This is a genomic window from Streptomyces sp. NPDC001157, from assembly GCF_053598255.1.
Map to the genome: position 1 here is coordinate 101436 of NZ_JBSFJW010000024.1, position 19222 is coordinate 120657.

At 68.8% G+C, this 19222-nt stretch carries 22 protein-coding genes; 6 read left to right on the plus strand and 16 right to left on the minus strand.

Annotated elements, in window-relative coordinates; genetic code table 11:
• Positions 1-47: 47 nt before the first annotated feature.
• From ACWDAG_RS32625 to ACWDAG_RS32655, 7 genes are all read right to left on the minus strand, one after another.
• Positions 48-815 (minus strand): class II aldolase/adducin family protein, encoded by a 768-nt coding sequence (locus tag ACWDAG_RS32625; protein WP_450699142.1) that lies wholly within the window; start codon positions 813-815, stop codon positions 48-50.
• A complete protein-coding gene (locus ACWDAG_RS32630; RefSeq protein ID WP_450699143.1) occupies positions 812-1519 on the minus strand; it encodes a hypothetical protein in 708 nt (235 codons plus the stop codon). Before ACWDAG_RS32630 ends, ACWDAG_RS32625 begins: the two co-directional genes overlap by 4 nt.
• The gene (locus ACWDAG_RS32635; protein WP_450699144.1) at positions 1516-2634 is read right to left on the minus strand and encodes a glycosyltransferase family 4 protein; all 1119 of its coding nucleotides are present in this window, start codon (positions 2632-2634) and stop codon (positions 1516-1518) included. Before ACWDAG_RS32635 ends, ACWDAG_RS32630 begins: the two co-directional genes overlap by 4 nt.
• A gap of 222 nt (positions 2635-2856) precedes the next feature.
• Complete coding sequence (locus ACWDAG_RS32640; RefSeq protein WP_450699145.1) at positions 2857-3024, minus strand: hypothetical protein; 168 nt, start codon at positions 3022-3024, stop codon at positions 2857-2859.
• A 46-nt stretch (positions 3025-3070) separates the two neighbouring features.
• Positions 3071-3502 (minus strand): hypothetical protein, encoded by a 432-nt coding sequence (locus ACWDAG_RS32645; protein ID WP_450699146.1) that lies wholly within the window; start codon positions 3500-3502, stop codon positions 3071-3073.
• 160 nt (positions 3503-3662) lie between these two features.
• Positions 3663-4937: a DUF6302 family protein gene (locus ACWDAG_RS32650; RefSeq protein ID WP_450699147.1), complete on the minus strand. Its 1275-nt coding sequence runs from the start codon at positions 4935-4937 to the stop codon at positions 3663-3665.
• 321 nt (positions 4938-5258) lie between these two features.
• Positions 5259-5867, minus strand: coding sequence for an ATP-binding protein (locus tag ACWDAG_RS32655; protein WP_450699148.1), 609 nt, complete (start codon positions 5865-5867; stop codon positions 5259-5261).
• A 288-nt stretch (positions 5868-6155) separates the two neighbouring features.
• On the opposite strand from ACWDAG_RS32655, the gene ACWDAG_RS32660 reads away from it, so the two are divergent.
• Both ACWDAG_RS32660 and ACWDAG_RS32665 read left to right on the plus strand, forming a co-directional pair.
• A complete protein-coding gene (locus ACWDAG_RS32660) occupies positions 6156-7025 on the plus strand; it encodes a helix-turn-helix domain-containing protein (RefSeq protein ID WP_450699149.1) in 870 nt (289 codons plus the stop codon).
• Positions 7022-7252 carry a DUF397 domain-containing protein gene (locus tag ACWDAG_RS32665; protein WP_450699150.1) on the plus strand — a complete coding sequence of 77 codons (231 nt, stop codon included), beginning with the start codon at positions 7022-7024 and terminating at the stop codon, positions 7250-7252. Before ACWDAG_RS32660 ends, ACWDAG_RS32665 begins: the two co-directional genes overlap by 4 nt.
• Positions 7253-7357: 105 nt before the next feature.
• Here ACWDAG_RS32665 and ACWDAG_RS32670 read toward each other — a convergent pair whose 3' ends face one another.
• The gene (locus ACWDAG_RS32670; protein WP_450699151.1) at positions 7358-8542 is read right to left on the minus strand and encodes a methyltransferase domain-containing protein; all 1185 of its coding nucleotides are present in this window, start codon (positions 8540-8542) and stop codon (positions 7358-7360) included.
• A gap of 405 nt (positions 8543-8947) precedes the next feature.
• Here ACWDAG_RS32670 and ACWDAG_RS32675 point away from each other — a divergent pair, with 405 nt between their 5' ends.
• From ACWDAG_RS32675 to ACWDAG_RS32690, 4 genes are all read left to right on the plus strand, one after another.
• A complete protein-coding gene (locus ACWDAG_RS32675; protein ID WP_450699152.1) occupies positions 8948-10396 on the plus strand; it encodes a helix-turn-helix domain-containing protein in 1449 nt (482 codons plus the stop codon).
• Entirely contained in the window at positions 10393-10881 is a 489-nt protein-coding gene (locus ACWDAG_RS32680; protein ID WP_450699153.1) for a hypothetical protein, read from the plus strand. Before ACWDAG_RS32675 ends, ACWDAG_RS32680 begins: the two co-directional genes overlap by 4 nt.
• Positions 10882-11116: 235 nt before the next feature.
• Positions 11117-11497 carry a DUF6907 domain-containing protein gene (locus tag ACWDAG_RS32685; protein WP_450699154.1) on the plus strand — a complete coding sequence of 127 codons (381 nt, stop codon included), beginning with the start codon at positions 11117-11119 and terminating at the stop codon, positions 11495-11497.
• Between the two features lie 2 nt (positions 11498-11499).
• Complete coding sequence (locus ACWDAG_RS32690) at positions 11500-12012, plus strand: hypothetical protein (RefSeq protein ID WP_450699155.1); 513 nt, start codon at positions 11500-11502, stop codon at positions 12010-12012.
• Between the two features lie 57 nt (positions 12013-12069).
• Here ACWDAG_RS32690 and ACWDAG_RS32695 read toward each other — a convergent pair whose 3' ends face one another.
• The 8 genes from ACWDAG_RS32695 to ACWDAG_RS32730 all read right to left on the minus strand — a co-directional run bounded on the left by ACWDAG_RS32695 (position 12070) and on the right by ACWDAG_RS32730 (position 19073).
• Positions 12070-12399 (minus strand): hypothetical protein, encoded by a 330-nt coding sequence (locus ACWDAG_RS32695; protein WP_450699156.1) that lies wholly within the window; start codon positions 12397-12399, stop codon positions 12070-12072.
• 80 nt (positions 12400-12479) lie between these two features.
• A complete protein-coding gene (locus ACWDAG_RS32700; protein WP_450699157.1) occupies positions 12480-12773 on the minus strand; it encodes a hypothetical protein in 294 nt (97 codons plus the stop codon).
• Complete coding sequence (locus tag ACWDAG_RS32705) at positions 12773-13822, minus strand: major capsid protein (protein ID WP_450699158.1); 1050 nt, start codon at positions 13820-13822, stop codon at positions 12773-12775. The genes ACWDAG_RS32700 and ACWDAG_RS32705 overlap by 1 nt, the downstream gene beginning before the upstream one ends.
• Before the next feature lie 16 nt (positions 13823-13838).
• Positions 13839-14255, minus strand: a complete 417-nt coding sequence (locus ACWDAG_RS32710; RefSeq protein ID WP_450699159.1) for a head decoration protein — start codon at positions 14253-14255, stop codon at positions 13839-13841.
• A gap of 112 nt (positions 14256-14367) precedes the next feature.
• The gene (locus ACWDAG_RS32715) at positions 14368-15069 is read right to left on the minus strand and encodes a hypothetical protein (RefSeq protein WP_450699160.1); all 702 of its coding nucleotides are present in this window, start codon (positions 15067-15069) and stop codon (positions 14368-14370) included.
• Positions 15070-15495: 426 nt separating this feature from the next.
• The gene (locus tag ACWDAG_RS32720; RefSeq protein WP_450699161.1) at positions 15496-15924 is read right to left on the minus strand and encodes a DUF6233 domain-containing protein; all 429 of its coding nucleotides are present in this window, start codon (positions 15922-15924) and stop codon (positions 15496-15498) included.
• A gap of 142 nt (positions 15925-16066) precedes the next feature.
• Positions 16067-17122 (minus strand): terpene synthase family protein, encoded by a 1056-nt coding sequence (locus ACWDAG_RS32725; RefSeq protein ID WP_450699162.1) that lies wholly within the window; start codon positions 17120-17122, stop codon positions 16067-16069.
• Between the two features lie 253 nt (positions 17123-17375).
• Complete coding sequence (locus ACWDAG_RS32730) at positions 17376-19073, minus strand: hypothetical protein (RefSeq protein ID WP_450699163.1); 1698 nt, start codon at positions 19071-19073, stop codon at positions 17376-17378.
• Positions 19074-19222 lie beyond the last annotated feature (149 nt).

Below are 19222 nucleotides of genomic sequence, written 5' to 3' on the forward strand. Positions count from 1 at the left end.
GAGCGGTTTTCTACCGGAATCTCCGACCAGAAATCCCGCTCAGTGAGTTAGGACGATACTGGTGTGGTTGCCGTTGCACCCACCTGGCCTTGCTGCTCGGGCGCGTACAGGCGGTTGGGGTAGACGACTCCGCCGGTCAGCTGCGCCTGGAGCAGCGCCGTACGGGCGCTCTCCTCCAGGCGCAGCATCAGGTCGGCTGTCTCCTCCAGGTGACGGCCGACGGTGAACGCGCCGTGCCGGTAGAGGGTGAAGGCGAGCCCGTGGCGTTCGAGTTCGTCGGCGCGCGGGGCGATGACGTCTTCCAGTTGCGGCCGGTACTCCAGGAGGTTGACGGCGGCCACGTCCGGGCGCTGCACCATGCCCTGCGGCAGATCCAGCGGGACCGGGCTGGCCAGGTATTTCGCCTTTACGGTGCGGTCGTCGGCGTGCAGGCAGGGGATCTCACCGAACGTGTCGGCGCGGTTGGTCACGCTCGGAACAGGCAGCCCGAGGGAGGCGAAGGCCAGCGTGTAGGGGGCGTGGGTGTGCACGATGGCCTTGGCGCGGGGCAGCATCCGGTACAGGTCCAGGTGGACCGGTGTGCCCGAGGCGCCGAGTCCGCCGCTCTGCTCGACGATCGCCCCGCCGGGGGTGAGGACGATGAAGTCGCGCAGGCTCACCTTCCAGCGGTCGAAGGCCAGCCGTGTGCAGGACAGGAGGATGTTCCCGTCCGGCAGGCGCACCGAGACGGCGCCGCCGGCCGGGTTGAGCAGTTCCCAGGTGAGCAGGTCCTCGATGATGCTGACCAGGTGCCTGCGTTCGGTCTCGTACCTCATGCATTGCCTCCCAAGCGAGGGGTGATCCGGAATCCGGGCTCCGTCCCGGTCACCCGGCTGTCGGCGGGGATCCACACGGTGGCGACGGCGCTGTTCGCGTCCAGGACCGAGCGGGCGCCCACGATGGCGCCGGGGCCGACCGTGACCCGTGATCCGGCGCGGACGTGGTCACCGATCAGGGCCGACCACTTCGGCTCGCCGGTGCTGAGGCGTCCGCCGTCCGGTAAGGCGAAGCTGATGGGCTTGTCCGGACGGAGCATGTCGGGGTTACTCATGACGCAGGCCGCGGTGAGCAGGTCTGCGGAGAAGTAGCAGTAGCGGCCGATGACGCAGCAACCCACGGTGGCCCGGTGGGACAGGATGCTGTGCTCGCCGACCAGGCTGCGGGAGACCTCACACCCGTACCCGATGTGCACCTGGGAGGAGATCACCGTGCGACCCCGTACAGTCGAGTACTCGTACACCCTCGCGCCCGGGCCGATCACGACGTCGTCGGCCACGTTCGCCAGCGGCGACACGTACGCGTCAGGGTGGATCCGCGGCCGGCCGCCGAGCGCGGCACAGGCCAGGTCGTACACGGCGCCGGAGATGTCGCCGAGGGAGGCGATGGGCTCCTCATCCAGGGCGCCCGCGCCCAGGTCCTTCAGGAACGGGTCGTCGGACAGGCCCAGCACATCACCCAGGAGCGGACCGGCGCCGCTCACCGTACGGCCTCCAGCTCGCGGGAGGCGGGGCGCTGCCCCAGCACCAGCGTCAGGTACTGGGCGGCGCACCGGCCCGGGGTGTACCAGGCCTCGGCCAAGGCGCGGGCCGCGCTGCCCATCCTGGCCAGCGACTCGCGGTCGAGGAGCGCATCAGTAAGGGCGGCCACCAGATCCCAGGGGTCATCGGGGTCGTAGACCATGCCAGTCAGCCCGTCGGTGACGAGCTCGGGGCTGGCCCCCGCGTTGGGCACCAGGGACGGGATCGCGGCGCCGGCGGCGTCGATGACGGCACGCCCGAAGCCTTCCTGGACCGCGGCGGTGGCCAGCAGGTCGTACCCGGCCAGACGCTCGGGAAGGTCGTCGGCGTAGCCCATGAAGCGGACCGGTGCAGCCAGTTCACGCGCCAACTCCTCCAACTCGCCCTGATGGGAGCCCGCTTCGCCGAAGACATCCAGGCGCACCGCGGTGGACAAGCGCGGATCGGCGACCGCACGCACCAGATGGTCCATGCGCTTCCACGGCACCGTACGGGCGACCGAGGCGACCAGGAGCCTGCCCGTCTGCGGCCTCGTACGGGCGGGAACCGCCGCCGGGATGGCGACCCCGTTGTGGATGGTGCTGACGTACCGGGCCTGGGGAACGTGCGTGCGCAGTGCGGCCGACGACGCGTGCGAGATGCCCACCCACACGGGCACGCGGGTCAGCAGCTCCCACGGAAGGTCGACGATCGTGCGCTCGACCATGGCACCGTCGCGGGGATCGATCACCCGGAGCACCTGGTCGGCGCTGACGACGTGCCGGACCACGGGGATCACGCGGGCGTGCGGAGCGAGCACCACGTCGGCGGCCACCGTGCGGTGGCTGGAGATCACCACCACCGGGCGGTCGTCGGCCGGGCCGCACAGGGTGGTGAGCGCCTGCTGGTAGCCGTGCCAGTCCGTGACCTCGTGCACGCGGGCGGGGGCGGGCTGACCGGCGGGCGGGCCGCCCTGGCGCCACCACACCACGTCCACGCTGGGCCCCAAGCGGGCCAGGTTCCCTGCCAGTTCGATGACGGAATTCTCTGCTCCGCCTCGGGCGGTGGTGACCCATGAGATGACGACGTGCGGAACCACGGTTGCCTCCTCAGTGAAGTTGCAATCGGTCGCCTTGCCGGGCAACGAGCCCTGTTTCAGCTCCAGTTGCCGGGTGGTGCACCCGCCCGTCATCGGCGACCGTCACGCAGCCGATGACGGGCGGGCAGTCTGCGGTCCCGTGCCTGAGGCACGGCCTCGGTGATCGTGCGGTGCGAACCGCCCCGTGCCCGTAGGGACTCGGACACGAGGCGGGGCTGGTGGCTAGTCCGGGTCCTGCCCGAACCAGCGGTCCTCGCGCGCACCCTTCTTGTGCAGAGGCTGGGACACCATCGCCTGCCTCTCCTGCGGGGTGTGTGCACCGGCCTCTCGTGAGTCCCGGTCGCGGCGCGCCGTGGCGGCGTCCACGGTCTTGCTGCCCTTCTTGGCCATGCGCTTTCCCGTTCCGTGAGCTGCTGTCTGGTCCGTCCCTGGCTGACTACGCCAGGGCCGCGAAGGCGGGGCCGTAGTCGATGCCGACCGTTGCGAGCGCGGCAGCGGTGCGGCGTTCACGCTGAAGCCGCTGCCGACCTGCGGCGGCGCGGGCCCGCTCGTACACCAGGTGGCAGGGGTGGCGCTGCGGGACGCGGGGCCGCTGGTAGGCCGGGGAGTAGGGGCGGCAGAGCGAGGGGTTCCGCAAGGCGAGGGACTGCTCGGCGAGGTGCAGCAGCCCGCCGCGGGGGCGCGGCCGGCGAGCGTAGGCGGGCGCGGGAGGGATGACCTGTACGGGAGGCGCCGGCGTGGGCGGAAGGAGCTGGCTCCTGGCCTGCTGGTAGTGGGTGCGGATGGTGCGGGCGGCCCGGATGGTGCGGACGGGGCGGCGGGGCGGAAGGGTTAACGAGGCGTACAGGCAGGCGATAAGGTCGCGCATGCGTTATCGGGTCCCTTAGCTCTGGTAGTCGGTGACGTACTGCCTCGGCGGCCGGTGCAACGGCTGTCGGGGCTTCTTTGCGTGCGGCCCGCGGGCGGCGCGCGAGCGGTGGAAGTCATGAGTCGTCCGAGGCTGCGGGGTGCGTCGCGAGCACCGGCCCCTACGCGGCCGGTTCCGGTTTGAAGGCGAGCCCGGCGAGTGCGCCCGCTTGATGAGGGTGGACACGGATGTGCGGGTGACCGGGGTGCCAGCGGTGTGTGGGGACGAGGCCCGGCGGCTCCAGGGGCCAGTCACCGAACAACGCGCGAACAGCGGCGGCATCACGCGGCTTGAAGGCCAGTCCCGCCTTACGGAACGTCGCGGTGAACCGCGTCATGCGGTTCTCGCCGAGGTCGGCGGCATGGGTGAGGGACAGGGCACTGCCCGGTGGCAACTGCTCCCGGAGCACGGTCAGGGCCGTCGTCACGGTCTTGTCGCTGTCGATCCAGGGCAGGACATCGTGCAGCAGAACCCCGATGGGACGGCTCCAGTCGAGCAGGTACTGCACCCGGCCCGAACTGAGGAACTGCTCCATGTGCCGGATGTCGCCGAGCACCCATTCCGGCCGCAGCGGATGTTCCTCAAGCTCGATGCGGGCCATCCCGAAGAGGCTCTTGTCATGGTCCGCGTAGACCACGCGCGCCGTGTCCTGGCGTTCGGCCACAAGGTCGTGCAGCGTGCGACACAGCTTGCTGCTGTGTGACAGGCGGTCGAATGCCGGGAGGCCGCACCCCAGGTCGAGGTACTGGTCGATGCCGCGGCTTGCGAGGTGGCCGACGACGGCGGGCAGGTGGGTGCGGTTGATGACGGCGACCGTGGACAGGTCCTCGGCATCATCGGGAGTCAGTGACTGGACGAACTTCCTGTCGGCCAGGTAGTTGTCCCGGCCGCCGAGGAGGGTGCCATAGATGCGCGCCGCGCTGGGAGCAGCCGGAAGCTCGGGCAGCGGTGTGACGGGGATCCGCGGGTCCAGACGTGTCTGCTCGGCCACGTACGCCTTCACGCCCACCTCGTGGTAGCCCCACATGCTGGCCCGCAGCTGCGGCTCCTGGAAGCCGGTGTGCAGGCCCCATCGGATGGTGCGGGGCTCATCGATCGCGTTGGTGCAGGTGGTGCCGTCCCGCAGGTCGGGGAATCCCGGCTTTCCGTCCAGGGCGAGCAGGACCAACAGGGCTTGGCTCCAGCCCATCACGGTGACTTCCCCCGCCACGCGTTGGCCGCCCAGTGGTACGGCCAGGCAGGTGTCGGCGGCCTCGTCCTTGCCCAGCTTGATCTCCACCGCCTGGTCGAGCAGCGCCGGATCCGCCAACCGCCCTGCCATCAGGGCTTGTTCACGCACACACCGAGAAGAGATGCCGGCGTGAGGCAGGGGCTCCGTGCTGTCGATCGTGGTCACTTTGATGCTCCTTGGCGTGTGGGGGTGATCTGCTGGCACAGCAGCGCGAACCGCTGCTCTTCGTCGGCCACGAGCTGCTGCATGGCGGGCGCAGGTTGCCGCCGGATCCTCGGCCAGCGAAGGACCTCGACGAGGGCGCAGCCGATGCGGAGGAGAAGGCGCCCGGCGCCGGGGCGCCACGGCTCCCCGAGGGGGACGTAGAGAGCCGGTAGTTCCCGGCGCCGGGCGGTGGGTCGGGCCTGCTGCCGTGGGGAGCCACTTCGCAAGGCAGGCCCGACGTGCGGGGAGGGATCGCGCCTCATGCGGCGCCCACAGTGACCATCACGCTCCCCCTCCGGGGATCGCGAGGGAGCACCACGTCATCGTGCCGTCGGAGCTGACGCCCCACTCCTTCGAGACGGCCGAGACGAGGAACAGACCGCGGCCGTTCTGGTCAGTCGCGTCGGCGGAACGCATCCGGGCACGGGTCGGGGAGCCGTCAGTCACTTCGATGCGAAGCTCATCCGCGAAGCACCGCACCCTTAGCCCGACCGGTCTTCCCTCACCATGTCTGACGGCGTTGGTGACCAGCTCCGTTACGGAGAGAGCGGCGTCGTCGGCCAGCGCCATCAGGTCCCAGTAGCGCAGCTGCGCCCTCATGATCCGTCTCATCTGGCCAACGCGATGGTCAGCAGGGAGGAAGACGACCTCGAATACGCGGGGGTCCTGCGGTTCGGCAGTCGCCCTGGCAACGGCGGCTGGGGCGGGGCTCATTGAGGGCCTCCCAAGTGGGCGGTGGGGGGAACGCGCAGTGCGCGGTGCCGTCGGGGCGCGCGACGCCTCGGGCCCTGAGCCGCGGTTCGCGACCGGCCGCGCCGTACGGCCGGTCATCCACGCCTCTAACTGCTTGCCCTCGTCCACATAGGAGGTCTGTGCCGCGCTCGGTGACATGGGGGCTGTCTCCGTTCGGTCTGCTGAGAGTGCACTCGGGCTGCAGGTTCAAGCACGATCGCGGCCCGCTCGGGGGGTGTGCGGTGCTCATCAGGCATGCCCGCCTTCTGGTCCCATCGGCGGGCACGCACGAGCTCGGTCACGGACCGCTGTTGAGCGATCCGTCTCCGTACGCAATTACCTTGCTCCTTTTGGCGGTTGATTCGCAAGACTGATGAGGAAATTGCCAAAGAGATCGAACAAGCATCCTCATCGTCAGAGGAGTCAACGACGTGCGAGACTGCGTCTATGACTCAGAAGCGAGCGACGCCGACCATCATGAGGAGGAGGGTCGGCGCCCAACTCCGGCGCTGGCGGGGCGATGTGAGGTCAGGCGACGCCGCAAGACTCATGGGCTGGGACACAACCAAGCTGAGCAGGATCGAGCGAGGCCTCTACCGCATCTCCGGAGATGAAGTACGCGACCTGTGCGCCAAGCTCGGTGTGGATGACGAAGCCGGCGTGAACGAGGTGGCCAAGGTCGCCGAAGAGCCCGTTGGGGGCGACCATGGCTGGTGGAAGGCATACGACGGCCGCGCATCACAATCGCTGCTCGACTTCGTCCAGCTCGAAGCCAGGGCGAGCGCCGTGCGCATGCACCACCCGATCGTTATCCCCGGTCCGCTCCAAACTCCAGGCTATGTACGAGAGATCATCGGCCGGTCACCCGCAGCCATCACTCCCGACCAAGTGGAGATCCTGATCGCGATCCGTCTCGCGCGGCAGGAAGTACTCACCCGTACCGAGAACCCCGTGGACTTCCACGCGCTTGTTCCTGAGTCGGCGTTCCACGCCAAGTTCGAGTCCGGACCGGGCATCATGCGGGACCAGTTGCGCAAGCTCCTGGACGTCTCCGAACGTCCGAATGTGGAGCTACAGATCCTTCCGCTTTCCGCCCACCCGACCTATGGATCGAACGGTGCGACGACGATCCTGACCTTCGAGCACCCTTGGGTGCCGATCGTCAGCGTCGACAACCCCCTCGGCGGCACGCACAGCGAAGACCCTGAACAGATCGACTTCATGGAACGGATCTTCAACGCCGTTGCCAATGTGGCACTTCCCGCGGACAGATCACGGGATCTCATCACCGAGTACCTGGAAGGACTGCACAAGTGACCAACAGCCTCAAGGCGACCGACCTGCCCGGGCGCCCCTGGTTCAAGTCGTCGTACAGCGGCGGCGAGCAGGGCCAGTGCATCGAGGTCAAGGACGCCCGGCACACGCCGTACACCTGCATTGCCATCCGGGACTCGAAGACACCTGACGGCCCCGCCCTGCTGATCAGCCCGGCCGCGTTCGCCAACTTCGTCGGTGATGTCGCCGCCGACCGCTTCGACATCTGATCTCACGACCGAGGCCCGCCCTCCCTGCAACGCGTGCGGGAGGGGGCGGGCTTCTTTCGTGCAGCCGTACCCACGTGGTGAAGTTCTCTCCATCGCAGGCACCGATCATCTGTTCTTGCGTACAGGGACAGGGTTGCCCGGAGCATCAAGCCACACCTCATGGGAAGGCCCTCCCCGTGTGGTCAGGCCGAAGCGTTCGAAGCCCGGCCGCCCCTGCTGATCCCACCAGCCGTGGGCGGCTTCAAGCTCCTGCCAGAGCCTTCGAGGCCCCGCCTGTGCGACCTCGAACTCTGTCGCGCCCTTCACGAAGTCTGCGGAGGCCCAGCTCGTTACGCCGGTGTCGAACAGCCACAGGCGGTAGGCGCCGTCCTCGCCCCAGTCGACACGGCAGAAGAGGTCCGGCACCTGCACACCGATGGCGAACATGCAGATCCACTCACCCACGTCATCCGGAGAGAGCGCGGTGGTCGACCGGACAGCGCCGAGGGGCCACTTGGTCGTATCCAGGAAACGGCGGGTCGGCGGCAGGTTCTTGCGCTGCTGGCGCAGGCGCATGAACGCCGAGGAGCCGACGAAATGCCCCCGGGCCGTGCCGCCTTCGTCGACCGTCAGACGGGCGACGGCTTCCCCGCCGTACACCGGTCCCCAGGGCGCGACGATGACCGCGTGGGGATGGGCCTGTCCGATCCACTGAGACGGGATCTGCCCGACCGAGCACGTGGCGATGATCCGGTCATACGGGGCACCCTCGCCGTAGCCGCTTGTGCCGTCGCCGACGACGACCAGCGGCGCGAAGCCTGCCGCAGAAAGCCGTCCACGTGCCTCCTGCGCGATGGCTTCGTCCACCTCAACCGAGACGACGTTCCGCTCTCCGACGCGGTGACACAGCAGGGCGGCGTCCCAGCCGGTTCCGGTGCCGATCTCCAGCACTCGGTGCTCCGGCTCCAGGTCCAGCGCGGACAGCATCGAAAAGACCATCGTGGGCATCGAGTTCGAGCAGGACGGCGTACGCCCCCTGCCCGGCCCCTCATACGCACCGTCATCCCACTGCGTCGTGATCGGCGCGTCTGTGTAGACGGCCTTCCACCACAGGTCGGGACTCTCCGAACGGATCACCCGGTCGTCCTGGCGGTTCATGCCCGCACGGCCGGGCCAGATCACGTCCGGCACGAACCGATCCCGGGGCACAGCCTGGAACGCCGGCAACCAGTCGGACGTCAGCGATCCCGATTCCATGAGCCGGGAGGCCAGCCTGTCAGGGCCGACCTCCTCCTTCATCTCCTGCGTCACTTACTTTCCGTCCGCCGGTCCCTGCCCGTCATTGGTGTTACCGCCCTCGTCGGAACCACCCCCGCCATGCTTGTTGCCCGAGTTACTGTCGTCCTGCGGATTACCGCCGGCTGTGGCCTGAAGAATCCACCAAGAACGCATTGCCGTACCTCCTCGTTCGTCCTGACCACTTGAGCTTGCTGGCCTGTCGGCCCACGCCTGTCGATTGGCCTCTCGTTCTTCAAAGAGCGTTGGCCGCGCCCCGGGAGGCCTCCACCTCGCGGAGTCTGACCTGTCATGCATCGATCGTCGCCGCTTGCGTGCAACTCGGGGATGACCGGCGGGGGTTACCGAGGCGGTAATACGCTCCCTTCCAGTTCGGTACGGTGCGATGAAGCGCATACGATGACTCCGGAAGTTGACCCCATGGACGCCATCACCCCCGGCCCGCTCGCCCCCGAAGTTCTCGAACGAGACGACTTACGCCGAGCCCTGGCGGAACACGACTTCTCCGCGGCCTTCTCGCTCATCAAGAAGTGGGGCGGCCTGTCGCAGAACCGCATCGCAGCGGCCTGCCAGCTCACGCCCGGCAAGGTCTCCACGATCATCAGCGGGCAGCAGCAGGTCACCAGCTTCGACGTGATCTGCCGCATCGCTGACGGCCTGCAGATTCCCGGGCGCATGGTCGGTCTCGCCGACCGCCCGTGGGAGGCCAGACCGGTCAGCACACCCGACGACCCACCCGCCCCAGCAGCACGGGCTCACCCTGACGAAGCCTCCTGGCAGCCGTCCGCGACCGTGCACCTGGCCGCAGACCTCTCCCGGAGCGACCTCGTGATGGACCGTCGCGCCGCCACGCGCGCACTCGCAGCCGCCACCACCGGCGCCGCCTTCCTCGACAGCCTCGAAGCATGGCTCGCCCCTGTCCCAGCCATCGAGGAACACCGAAGCCACGGGCGCCTCGGCCAGCACGACGTCGAAGAACTGGAGGCGTGCGCACGCGCCTTCCGCACCTACAAGATGGGGGGTGGCCTGCGCCGCAAGGCCGTGATCGGCCAGCTCAACGAAGTGGCCGCCCACCTCGACGAACACCAGGCCACACATATCCAGCAAAGGCTTCTGCGTGTCCTGGCCCAACTGTCCGCCACCGCCGCAAGCATGGCGTGGGAAGCCGGCAGCCAACGCAGAGCCCAGGACTACTACCGGCTCGCACTCCGCGCCGCACACGCGGGAAACGACACCCTGTTCGGCGCGAACACCCTCGCAGCGATGGCCCGGCAGATGCTCTACCTCGACCGGCCTGGCGACGCTCTCGAACTTGTCCACCTCGCGCAGCACGGCATCCGACGCCAGGCCACGCCCCGTGTGTCCGCCATGCTCGCCACCCGGGAGGCATGGGCGTACGCCGCGATGGGCCGCACCAGCGCCTTCCGCCGCACCACCGAAGAAGCCGCCGATCACCTTGCCGACGCAGGGCCCGACGAGCCGTACTGGATCAGCTACTTCGGCGAAGCCGAACTGAACGGCGTCACCGGCGGCCGTCTCTTGGACCTGGCCCGGCACGACCCACGCCGGTACGCGGGCCAAGCCGCCGACTCCATCCAACAGGCCCTGGCCGTCCGCGGACCGGAAGCCGGACGCAGCTACACCCTCGACATCATCGGCCTCGCCGAATGCCACTTCCTCACCGGCGACCTGACCAGCGCCGTCACCCACACCAGAAAGGCCGTCCAGGCCGCATCCACGATCCGCTCCCGGCGGGTCCGCGAGCAACTCTCCAAGCTGTACCCGCACACCGTCGGCCCCACAGCCAAGCCTGTCGCCGAAGCACGCACAATGATCCGCAACCTGCTATCCGAAGGAGCACCTTCTTGACCACTCTCGCCGTCACCGGGCACATGGACCTGACCGAAGACAGCGTGCAACTGGTGCGCGACGCGCTGCGTGAGACTCTCAAGCCCTACGCGGCCGAGGGAACTCTCGTGGGCATCTCGTGCATCGCGAAAGGCAGCGACTCCATCTTCGCTGAAGTCGTCCTGGACCTCGGGGGCAGCCTGGTCGCGGTGATCCCCTCGAAGGACTACCGGCAGAACAAGGTCAAGCCCGACCACGCCGCCACCTTCGACCGGCTCGTCGACGCCGCAGACAAGGTCCTCGTCCTCGACAACGAGACGGCGAACCGGGCCGCCTACGAGGACGCCAACCGCACCATGCTCCAGCGCGCCGAGCGCCTGGTCGCCGTGTGGGACGGCAAGCCGCCGTCAGGCAGGGGAGGCACCGCGGACACCGTCCTGGAGGCGCGCGAAGCCGGCCTCCCCATCGATGTGGTGTGGCCGCAGGGTGCCGCACGGACCGCCTGACCTGCACGCCTCCTTCGCGCCGTCGGCGGCTCGGTGCCTGGAGCGATGCTGCTGGAGCTAAGTCACCAGAACCTGACGGCGTTCGGAACAACGGCGGCCCTCTGGGACCGCACCGTCTGGCTCGGACCGGCAGACGGGCTCAGATCGAGATCGCCCACCGAGCTTGTGTACCGGGCGAGAAGGATCACAGATCATCCGGAACGATCAATTCCGGCCACATGGCAGAATCCGGGCCATGAACGCTCAAGACTGGAAGCTGTCCGTGACGGGAGATAACTGCCCGAAGTGGTGTGCCGGGAACCATGCCGACGAGGACCCCCAGCACGACGCGATCCTGCACGAGTCCGCACCACTCACCGTCGAGCTACCCCCGCTGGTCAACGGAGAACACCTCCGCCTTGAGTTCACCACCGTCTGCCGCGAGGAGCATCGGACCCAGGAAGAGGGCCGCACCCCCGCCCGAGTCGACCTCGGCTTCGAGTCCGACCAGCAAAACGCCCTGCCCGACTACGTACCAGTCCCCTCCCGCCAAGCCCTCGACAAGCTCATCGGCGATCTTCAGGCCGCAGTCAGCGTTCTGGAGCAATGGCGCGACCGCCTGCCCTCCGCCGCCTGATCATGATGTTCGCCAAGCTCAGGCGCCGCCGCACCGCAACCGCCACCCGGGCCGCTCATCAGCATGTCGCCGAACCGTCGGCCCGATCAGTCGACGCGGGGACGCTGGGGCGCATCGAGCGAGTGCGAGCCGCGCTAACCCGGGTCATCGAGGTGCAACAATCGGCTGAGCCGGCATGGTTTGTACGCGTGCGCGCTGGCGAAACCGTACCCGCCACAGCGAAACAGTGGCAGCAAGTAAGCGACTACCTCCAGGGCATACCCGTGGAATTCGTGCTGTCCGATGCCGCCGTCACCGATCTCCTGGACCGCATAGAGGTGGCCGAGGAGCTGATCGAACTGGGGAAGCGGGGCGTGAGGGTCCGTTCTTACAGGGGATCCATCACCAGCGCGGCGACCGCCCGTAACCTGCTCGCGCTGGCTCAGCAGGTGGAGATAGACGAAGCAACAGGGCACACCGCCCAGGCGCCGAAGTCAGAACCGCATGAGGACTGGCCAGAGGCCGACCGGCCGTGACGCGAACGAGCGGGGAACCAGCAAAAGCGCAGCAACGTTGGGACGCTCGCAACATGCCTACCGATAGTGGCGCGCCGGCACCAGCCACGTGACCGCCAGGGCTGCGCCCGCCTCGTCGACGTCCGAAGGTTCGTCGGGGGCGGGGGCCTGACGGACCTGTTCGATCTGCCGCTCGATGCCGCGCAAGTTCTCCTGCAAGTCCATGGTCACCACGTTGTCGACGGAGACCTTCAGCGGATCGGCGAGGAGCTTGGCGCGCCGCTCACCCAACACCTCAAGCGCGACCGCGCGCGCCGACCGCAATCGGAAGAAGCGGCGTTCGAGGTCGACCGGATCGGTGTCGGGGCCGAGCTGTGCGAGCAGCCATGACCGCTGGAACTCGTCCACCGGTTTCACATCCCTCGGATACGAGGCGCGGCCCGGAGCCAGACGGGGGATGCTGGCTCCGGACCGTGCAGGTGAGCGTATTACGCGGAGGACGAGCGGGGCCGACGCGACGGCGCCTTCTTCGCACCTGTCGCCCCGCCAGCCTCGTGCTGTTCTGGTTCCGGCTCGGGCACCTCGCCCGTTGGATCCGGCTCGCCGACCGCGATCGGCTCCGGTTCAGCGTCGTCGTCGCACGGTGGCGCATCCCATGCGTCGGGATTCGTCACCAGCGCGGCGATCTCCGGAGCTGGGCTCTCGCCGGGCAGAAGGATCAGGTCCTCGTGGGTGGCCGGGTCCTTCACGTACACGGCTGCGATCAGTCGACGCCCCGGCATCACAGCACCTTCGCGACGATGTGCGCGTCCGGCGTGTGCATCACCGGCATCCCGACCGCGGCACCCTTGGTCCAGATCTGCACCGGGTCATCCTGCACACCGCGGGTGATGATCAGGCCCGGAGCGTCCTCCCGGATGATCTCCGGGTTCGAGCCGCGGGAGAGGACCAGGGCTTCGGCGGTCACGCCGAGCATGGTCTGCGCCCACTTCTCACGCTCCGGGGGCACCAGGATCCACAGGTCCTCCGGGAGCACCTTGCGGGGCTTGCCGTCCACCCGCACCTGGGCCTTATAGAACGTCACCGGCGGCAGACCGTAGTTGCCGCGCACCACGTTGATCTGCTGCGGGGTCAGCGTCGCCGTTGGCGTCGTCGACGGGCTCACCGACCCGTAATAGGCCGCCCGGTAGGCGTTGTTCGCAGCGAAGAAGCTGAACGCCTTCCGTGACGTGACCACTTGCTCGGGCTCCGGGGCACCGATGTCGTCCAGGTGCTGGATCCACCGCAGCTCATCCGCGATCGGATCCGACTCCGGATCCGACCACGGCCGTGCGGCGACCGGCATGTTCTCTGCCGGGACGTTCCAGTCCACCTCCAAGGTGAGCCCGTTCTCCTGCACCAGAGAGAACCGGCCGTCCGCCAGGACGTCGCCGGCGGCCAGCTCCAGCCGCGACCGGATCGCCTCCACATGCCGCTCGACATCGTCGTACAGCAGCTCGATCAGCCGGTCCTGATCCGAGCCCCGGGAGGCTTCCAGCAGGATCTGCTCCTGCTCCCCCACCACAAGCTTCTGCCCCAGTGCGGGCAGCGCGCCCTCGCGGGAGGTCTGCCACGCCTCGCGGGTCGCGAACGGCACCGACGCGTCGAACGCCCGGTACTTGGCGACGTTCACGTACCGGCCGGAGTCCTTCACCCGCCACTTGACCTCCGGCAGCACCATCGTCGGGAAGATCGACTGAGTGAGCAGGAAGTCCTTCGGCGACGGGATGGCGCGGGCGAACGTCGTCAGGTCAACAGCCTGGACGTCCTTCAACAGGTCCTGAATCGTCACAGCTCACGCCCCCTGGTCACAGGAAGCGGACCTGCGCACCGCGCGGGTGCCAGGTCAGCTGCGACAGGTCGATACCGCCGGGAACCTTCGACGCGCGCACCGCGCCGTGCCACAGCAGCGCCGCCGGCACCCGGGTCTGACCTGGCGCGAACGGGACCTCGGCGATCACGAAGCCGCGCAGGACCTGGCGGCCGCATGTGGCCTCCGGATCGTAGGGGCCGTACAGCTTCGACTCGGCGACCTTGCCGACCGGCACACCGGAGAAGACCCGGCCATACGGCTCGCAGCCGTCCCCGCACTGGTAGTGCACGCCTTCGGTGAACAGGTTCAGGTCGAGGGTGATGGTGTCGGTGGAGTCGGTGCCGTGCAGGGAGGCCAGCCACTCACGGTTGGCGGTCGTGTACTCGGACTTCGAAACGGGCTGAATGGACATGCTGTATCTCTCCATGGACGATGCGGCCAGCTTCCGCACACCACCCATCGGGGCGGTGCCGTCCACGAAGTCGAAGGGGCGTGGTCCCCACTGCTTGGCAGTGCCCTTCAGGTCAGCGGGTATCGCTGAACTCGGGCACCAGACCGCGGCGACGGGCCATCTCCAGCCCGGCCGCCCCCGGCTTCGGCGGCGGTGTCGTCCGCGACGGGATCCGCCCGGCCGGGGCCCCGGCCGGGGCCGCCGGCACCGGCGGCGTACGGGCCTCACCGAACAGCTCCGGACGCCGGGAACGCAGCGCCTCCGCAGCCGTCTGGATCTGCGCGGCGTCTGCGTCCTCGTCGTCCGTGGCCAGCAGACGCTCCGCGTCCACCAGGTCCTCACCCTCCGCGCCCAGCGCCACCAAAGCAGCGCGGCGAAGCGCCGCCCGCTCCCGCTCGGCAGCCAGCTCCTCCCGGCGCGCGGCCTGCAACTCCCGCTCTGCAGCGGCCTGTTCCCGGCGCTCCACCTCCGACAGTGCCGCCTGCTCGGCCTCCCGCTGAAGAGTCACGAACTCGGTCAGTGCCTTGGGAGAGTCGAACCCGAGCGTGGCCAACAGGCGCTTGATCGCGGCCCGTTCACCCTGCGCCTTCTCCCGGGTGAGCATCTTGCCCAACCGGTCCTGGGTGACCGTGACCTGCTGCTCCTGGCCACCGTCACCGGCGTCGTCGAGCTGGTCATTCGAATCGTCCTCCGCAGAGGCACCGAGAATCGGGTAGATCGGCCGCCCGTCCAGGCGGAAACCGACAGGACGGCGAGGCGGCAGGGGCCGGACCATGCATCTCCTCCAGAGCGCGCCCCCGCGCTGAAGATCAGTGTAGCCACCAGCACCACCAGGAGCACCGGTGCACCGGTGCACCACGTCAGCCCGCCCATCCGATCTCGCGCCCTGGCGCTGATGGACACAATGACCCGCGACGACCTGGAGGGCGACGACTTCCGCGACACCTACACGGACGCCCTGGCGAAGGTGATCGAGGCGAAGCGCGAGGAGAAGCCGCTGCCAGATGCACCTGAAACGGAACCGCAGCCGGGCAGCGTGCTGGACCTGATGGCCGCCCTGCAGGAATCCGTGGCCCAGGCGAAGGCCTCGCGCGGCGAAGATGCCGAGGTGCACCAGCTGCCGAAGAAGAAGGCCACGGCCAAGAAGACCGCCAAGAAGACGGCCGCGAAGAAGGTGACCGGGGCGGCGGCCGCGCACCGCCTAGTCCAGCATCCCCAGGGCTGTATCGGGCTGACACTGCGGGCACGCCTCGACCCCTTCCGCGAGCGCGCGCCGGGCCTGATCCCGGCCGATGCCCCGGCTGCGCCTGCCCGCGTTCCAGCAGTCCCCGATGTGCACGTACACCGGCGGAGCATGCCGGTTGAGCCCGAGTTCGATCAGCCACTCCGGTGCCGGCGGGCGGGCCTGGAGGCCACGCTGCCGCTCGGCTTCACGGCGCTCCTCGTCGGCGATCCACCGGCGAGTGCGCGCCAGGTCCCGTTCCTGCACCCGCTCCAGGAAGCGGAGCAGCACAAGCCTCGAAGGGACCGGATCGTTCACACGTTCGATTCTAGACAGTAGGCTGCCGCCCGCACATCGAGGGGGAGGCGGCATGCGTGATCTTTCGCGGCGAAGCTTGAGCGTGGTCATCGAAGGTTGGTGACTGCTGGGTTTTCTTGTCGAAGGCTGAGTGATCGTTTCCCACCCCAAAAGACCAACTGCCGGACCGCAACTGGGCTGCCTGGCTGCCCTTAGCGGACACCCGATGGACCGCCTAGCAAGCACCCTCGTGTCACACGGTCCACCACCAGGCAATGGACGGGTAGGGCAGCGGGGTAGTGGGGGACGTCGGCGGGAGGTGGGTGACCTGGTCGGGCCTGGCGGGGTGAGGGAAGTGACGGGCGTAGCGGGGCGCGGTGAGCCCCCAGTCGAGGTTGCTGCGGACGGTGTTGCGCAGGGAGGTGATGTGGAGGCGCAGGGCGGGGTCGTGGTGGTCGTGCAGGAGGGTGTGAGTGAGGTCGAGGAAGCGGTGCATGACCGTGTCCCGCAGGGCCATGGTGGCGCTCACCGCGTCGGGCAGGGGGAGGCCGTGGTGGTGGGCGAGGACGTTGACGAGGTTTTGCGCGTTGGTCGTCTCGCGTTGTTCCATCGCGTGGGAGATGACGTCGTTGTCGACTCCGACGAGGACCGCGGCCATCTCGGATGCCGCCTGTACCCGCGGGGAGTGGATCAGGCGAGCCGGGACTTCGGGCCCGTTGATGATCTCGACGGAAGCGAGGACGGCCAGGACTCCGCTGGAGGTCATGCGGTGTGTCAGGTATTCGTCCACGTCCGGCATGCGGCCCTGCTCGGTGTTGGCGACCTGGTGGGCCACGCCCAGCAGCCATCCGGCGTGAGCGGCGATCCACCGGCTGAACTGGGCCGGGGTGGCGAAGTGCTGGTAGGCGTCGGCGATCTGGGCACCGGCGGCTAGGACCGGGTCGTCTTGCGCGGGCCGGCGCGGTGATTCCAGCAGGCGCAGGAGCAGGTTGCCGTACCGGGCGAAGGCGGCGGTGACGCCGCTGCCGTCGACGAGGTCGCAGTGGTAGTCGTCGACCATCCAGTACCAGCAGCCGATTGAGCGGGAGAACCACCGCTGCCGCTCGACGTCCGCGCATGGGGTGATGCCCGCGCAGAAGTAGGTGCCCTTCGTGTCGATCAGTGTCTGCCGGGCCTGGGGTGTGAGCGCGAACCGGCCGGCGTCGATCCAGCCGAGGACGTCCTCTTCCATCGCGTCCGCCAGCCGATGCTGCACGGGAGGGATCGGGCAGAAGAAGACGGGCAGTTCCAGTCGTGCACCGGAGGTCATGGGCTGTCCGGCGATGCCATGGTCCGGCGAAAGAGGTGCACGGGGGTGAGGGCTGAGCACATGGGCGGGCTCCAGCAAACACAGGGGGGCCATGCCGACGCGCGAACACGCGACGGATGCGAGTGGAGGGCCAGTCCTCATGCCTGGGCGACAAGCACCGGAGGAAGGGCAGTTTGATGTCTCAACGATGTAATGCCCGGCTGCACATCGTCCAATCGTGTTGCGCCCCCCGGAGGGACATTGCCACGGTCACCTACGCCGCGGTGGCCCCCGCGTCGTCGGCCTCCTGGTCGTCTCCGCCGCCGGGAGCCTGCTCGCCCTTACGCGCGGCGGCCTCCGCGATTCTGGCCGCGGTCTCCCGCTCGGCGACGGCCCGGATCCGGGCCACTTCCTGGGAGGCGTCCTCGATCGGGTAGCCCGCGTCCAGCAGCATCTGCACCGCCGTCTCCAGCGAGATCACACCCGCCCCGTAGGCCGTGACGACCTCGTCCAGCACGGCGGCCCGGTCCGTCGGCGTGTGCGGCGCCCACGCCAGCCGTGCGGAGAACGACTCCCCGGCTGTCCAACCCTCGGCCCGGCCGGCCTGGTACAGCCGCTGCACCATCTTCAGCAGCACGCGGTATTTGTGCTCCCTGGCCAGCCGCATCATCGCCACCAGCGCATCCAGCGGCGCCAGCGCCAGCTGGAACGCGTACCCCGAGGGCACCTCCGTGGCATCCAGCGTGCCCAAGCCCGCCGCGGTGATCCGTGAGTTTGCCGCGATCCGGTCCAACAGGTGCTCCACCCGCGCCCGCAGCTCCGCCAGCTGCGGCGACGTGTCCAAAGCGTCCATGCGCCCCGACTCGCCCAACTGCCACACCGCGCCAGCCTCCACCTTCAGCTTCTCCGGCCTGCCCGTCGCCCGGTCCACCGGCAGCCGCGCCCCCGCCAACCCGATGATCGGCGTCCCCGTCGTCGCCGACGCCGCCGAGCTGTCCGAGTCCGTCGCGGCCAGCTCATCCAGCGCCTGCAGCACACGGGCCAGCGCCGACCGCCCCCAGTGCTCCCCACCGGCCGGGATCGTGTTCGTGATGTGCACGACCGGCACGAAGTCGATCATCAAGTCCAGCCGGTTCAGCTCCGTACCGTCCGGCCGCACCCGGAAGGCGGCCTTGTGCATCGGCAGCCGGTCCAGCGTCTCGCCGCGCTTCAGGTCCTCCAGCAGCCACTCGGCATCCGTCAGATAGCACGTCACGTTCGACGCACGCCCCGGCTCCCACGGATACTCCCGTGTGACACTGCCGTCCTCGGAGACGGGTCCCAGCTCGTACGTCACCCGCCGTATCCGCGCCTTCAGCCCGGCGTCCTGGTCCTCCGGCAGCTCCCACGCCAGATGCACCCGGCTCGGGAAGTCGTCATCCTGGTCCTCGTCCCACTGCGGGAAGAAGAAGCCCGGATCGTCCACCCGCAGGGTCGGCCGCTGCTTGCCCGGATCCCACGCCAGCAGGTACACGCTGTCGCCCAGCAGCACGGCGTTGCGCTCCGCCTGCTGGATCCGCAACGTCAGCAGCTCCTTCTCAGCCCACTTCCGCAACCGCTCCTGCACGGCCGCCGCCTCGACCGCGCCGGGCTCCGGCGACTCCTCGTCGGCGTGCTCGGCACCGGCCACGGCGATCTGCTGGTCGGATCCGAGGAGGTAGCCGAGCGCCGTGTCGACCAGGTTCGCCGCATCACCCAACTCACGCCGCTCCAAAGCGGATTCGTCTCCCGCAGCCGCCGCCAGCTGTCCGGCCTGGTTGTTGTCGTACGACGCGAGCACCTTGTACGCCGCAAGCCTTCGCAGCTCACGCGGCGGCAGCCACGACGCTGCCAGTTCCGGGAACGCCCGGCTGGCCGGACGGCCGGCATCGGCCATCACCGGCTTGTAGTTCAGCCACGACCAGGCGTCGATCACGAATTGGCGCAGGCCCACATCCACTCCAGGAAGGTCGGCCCCGCGCCTTCGTAGAAGCCTATCCGCGCGCCGCCGAGGTGCAGAGCCACACCAGGCCCGTCACACGGGACGGGAACGAAGCTCCATTCCCGTACCACGCGTCCATATGCTCAAAACGCCTTGACAGC

Bases quoted from the DNA above. Each gene is read 5' to 3' on its own strand.
- ACWDAG_RS32625 (WP_450699142.1), bottom strand. From the start codon at position 815: ATGAGGTACGAGACCGAACGCAGGCACCTGGTCAGCATCATCGAGGAC.
- ACWDAG_RS32640 (WP_450699145.1), bottom strand. From the start codon at position 3,024: ATGGCCAAGAAGGGCAGCAAGACCGTGGACGCCGCCACGGCGCGCCGC.
- ACWDAG_RS32645 (WP_450699146.1), bottom strand. From the start codon at position 3,502: ATGCGCGACCTTATCGCCTGCCTGTACGCCTCGTTAACCCTTCCGCCC.
- ACWDAG_RS32655 (WP_450699148.1), bottom strand. From the start codon at position 5,867: ATGTCACCGAGCGCGGCACAGACCTCCTATGTGGACGAGGGCAAGCAG.
- ACWDAG_RS32660 (WP_450699149.1), top strand. From the start codon at position 6,156: ATGACTCAGAAGCGAGCGACGCCGACCATCATGAGGAGGAGGGTCGGC.
- ACWDAG_RS32675 (WP_450699152.1), top strand. From the start codon at position 8,948: ATGGACGCCATCACCCCCGGCCCGCTCGCCCCCGAAGTTCTCGAACGA.
- ACWDAG_RS32685 (WP_450699154.1), top strand. From the start codon at position 11,117: ATGAACGCTCAAGACTGGAAGCTGTCCGTGACGGGAGATAACTGCCCG.
- ACWDAG_RS32690 (WP_450699155.1), top strand. From the start codon at position 11,500: ATGATGTTCGCCAAGCTCAGGCGCCGCCGCACCGCAACCGCCACCCGG.
- ACWDAG_RS32700 (WP_450699157.1), bottom strand. From the start codon at position 12,773: ATGCCGGGGCGTCGACTGATCGCAGCCGTGTACGTGAAGGACCCGGCC.
- ACWDAG_RS32710 (WP_450699159.1), bottom strand. From the start codon at position 14,255: ATGTCCATTCAGCCCGTTTCGAAGTCCGAGTACACGACCGCCAACCGT.
- ACWDAG_RS32715 (WP_450699160.1), bottom strand. From the start codon at position 15,069: ATGGTCCGGCCCCTGCCGCCTCGCCGTCCTGTCGGTTTCCGCCTGGAC.
- ACWDAG_RS32720 (WP_450699161.1), bottom strand. From the start codon at position 15,924: ATGACCACGCTCAAGCTTCGCCGCGAAAGATCACGCATGCCGCCTCCC.
- ACWDAG_RS32725 (WP_450699162.1), bottom strand. From the start codon at position 17,122: ATGACCTCCGGTGCACGACTGGAACTGCCCGTCTTCTTCTGCCCGATC.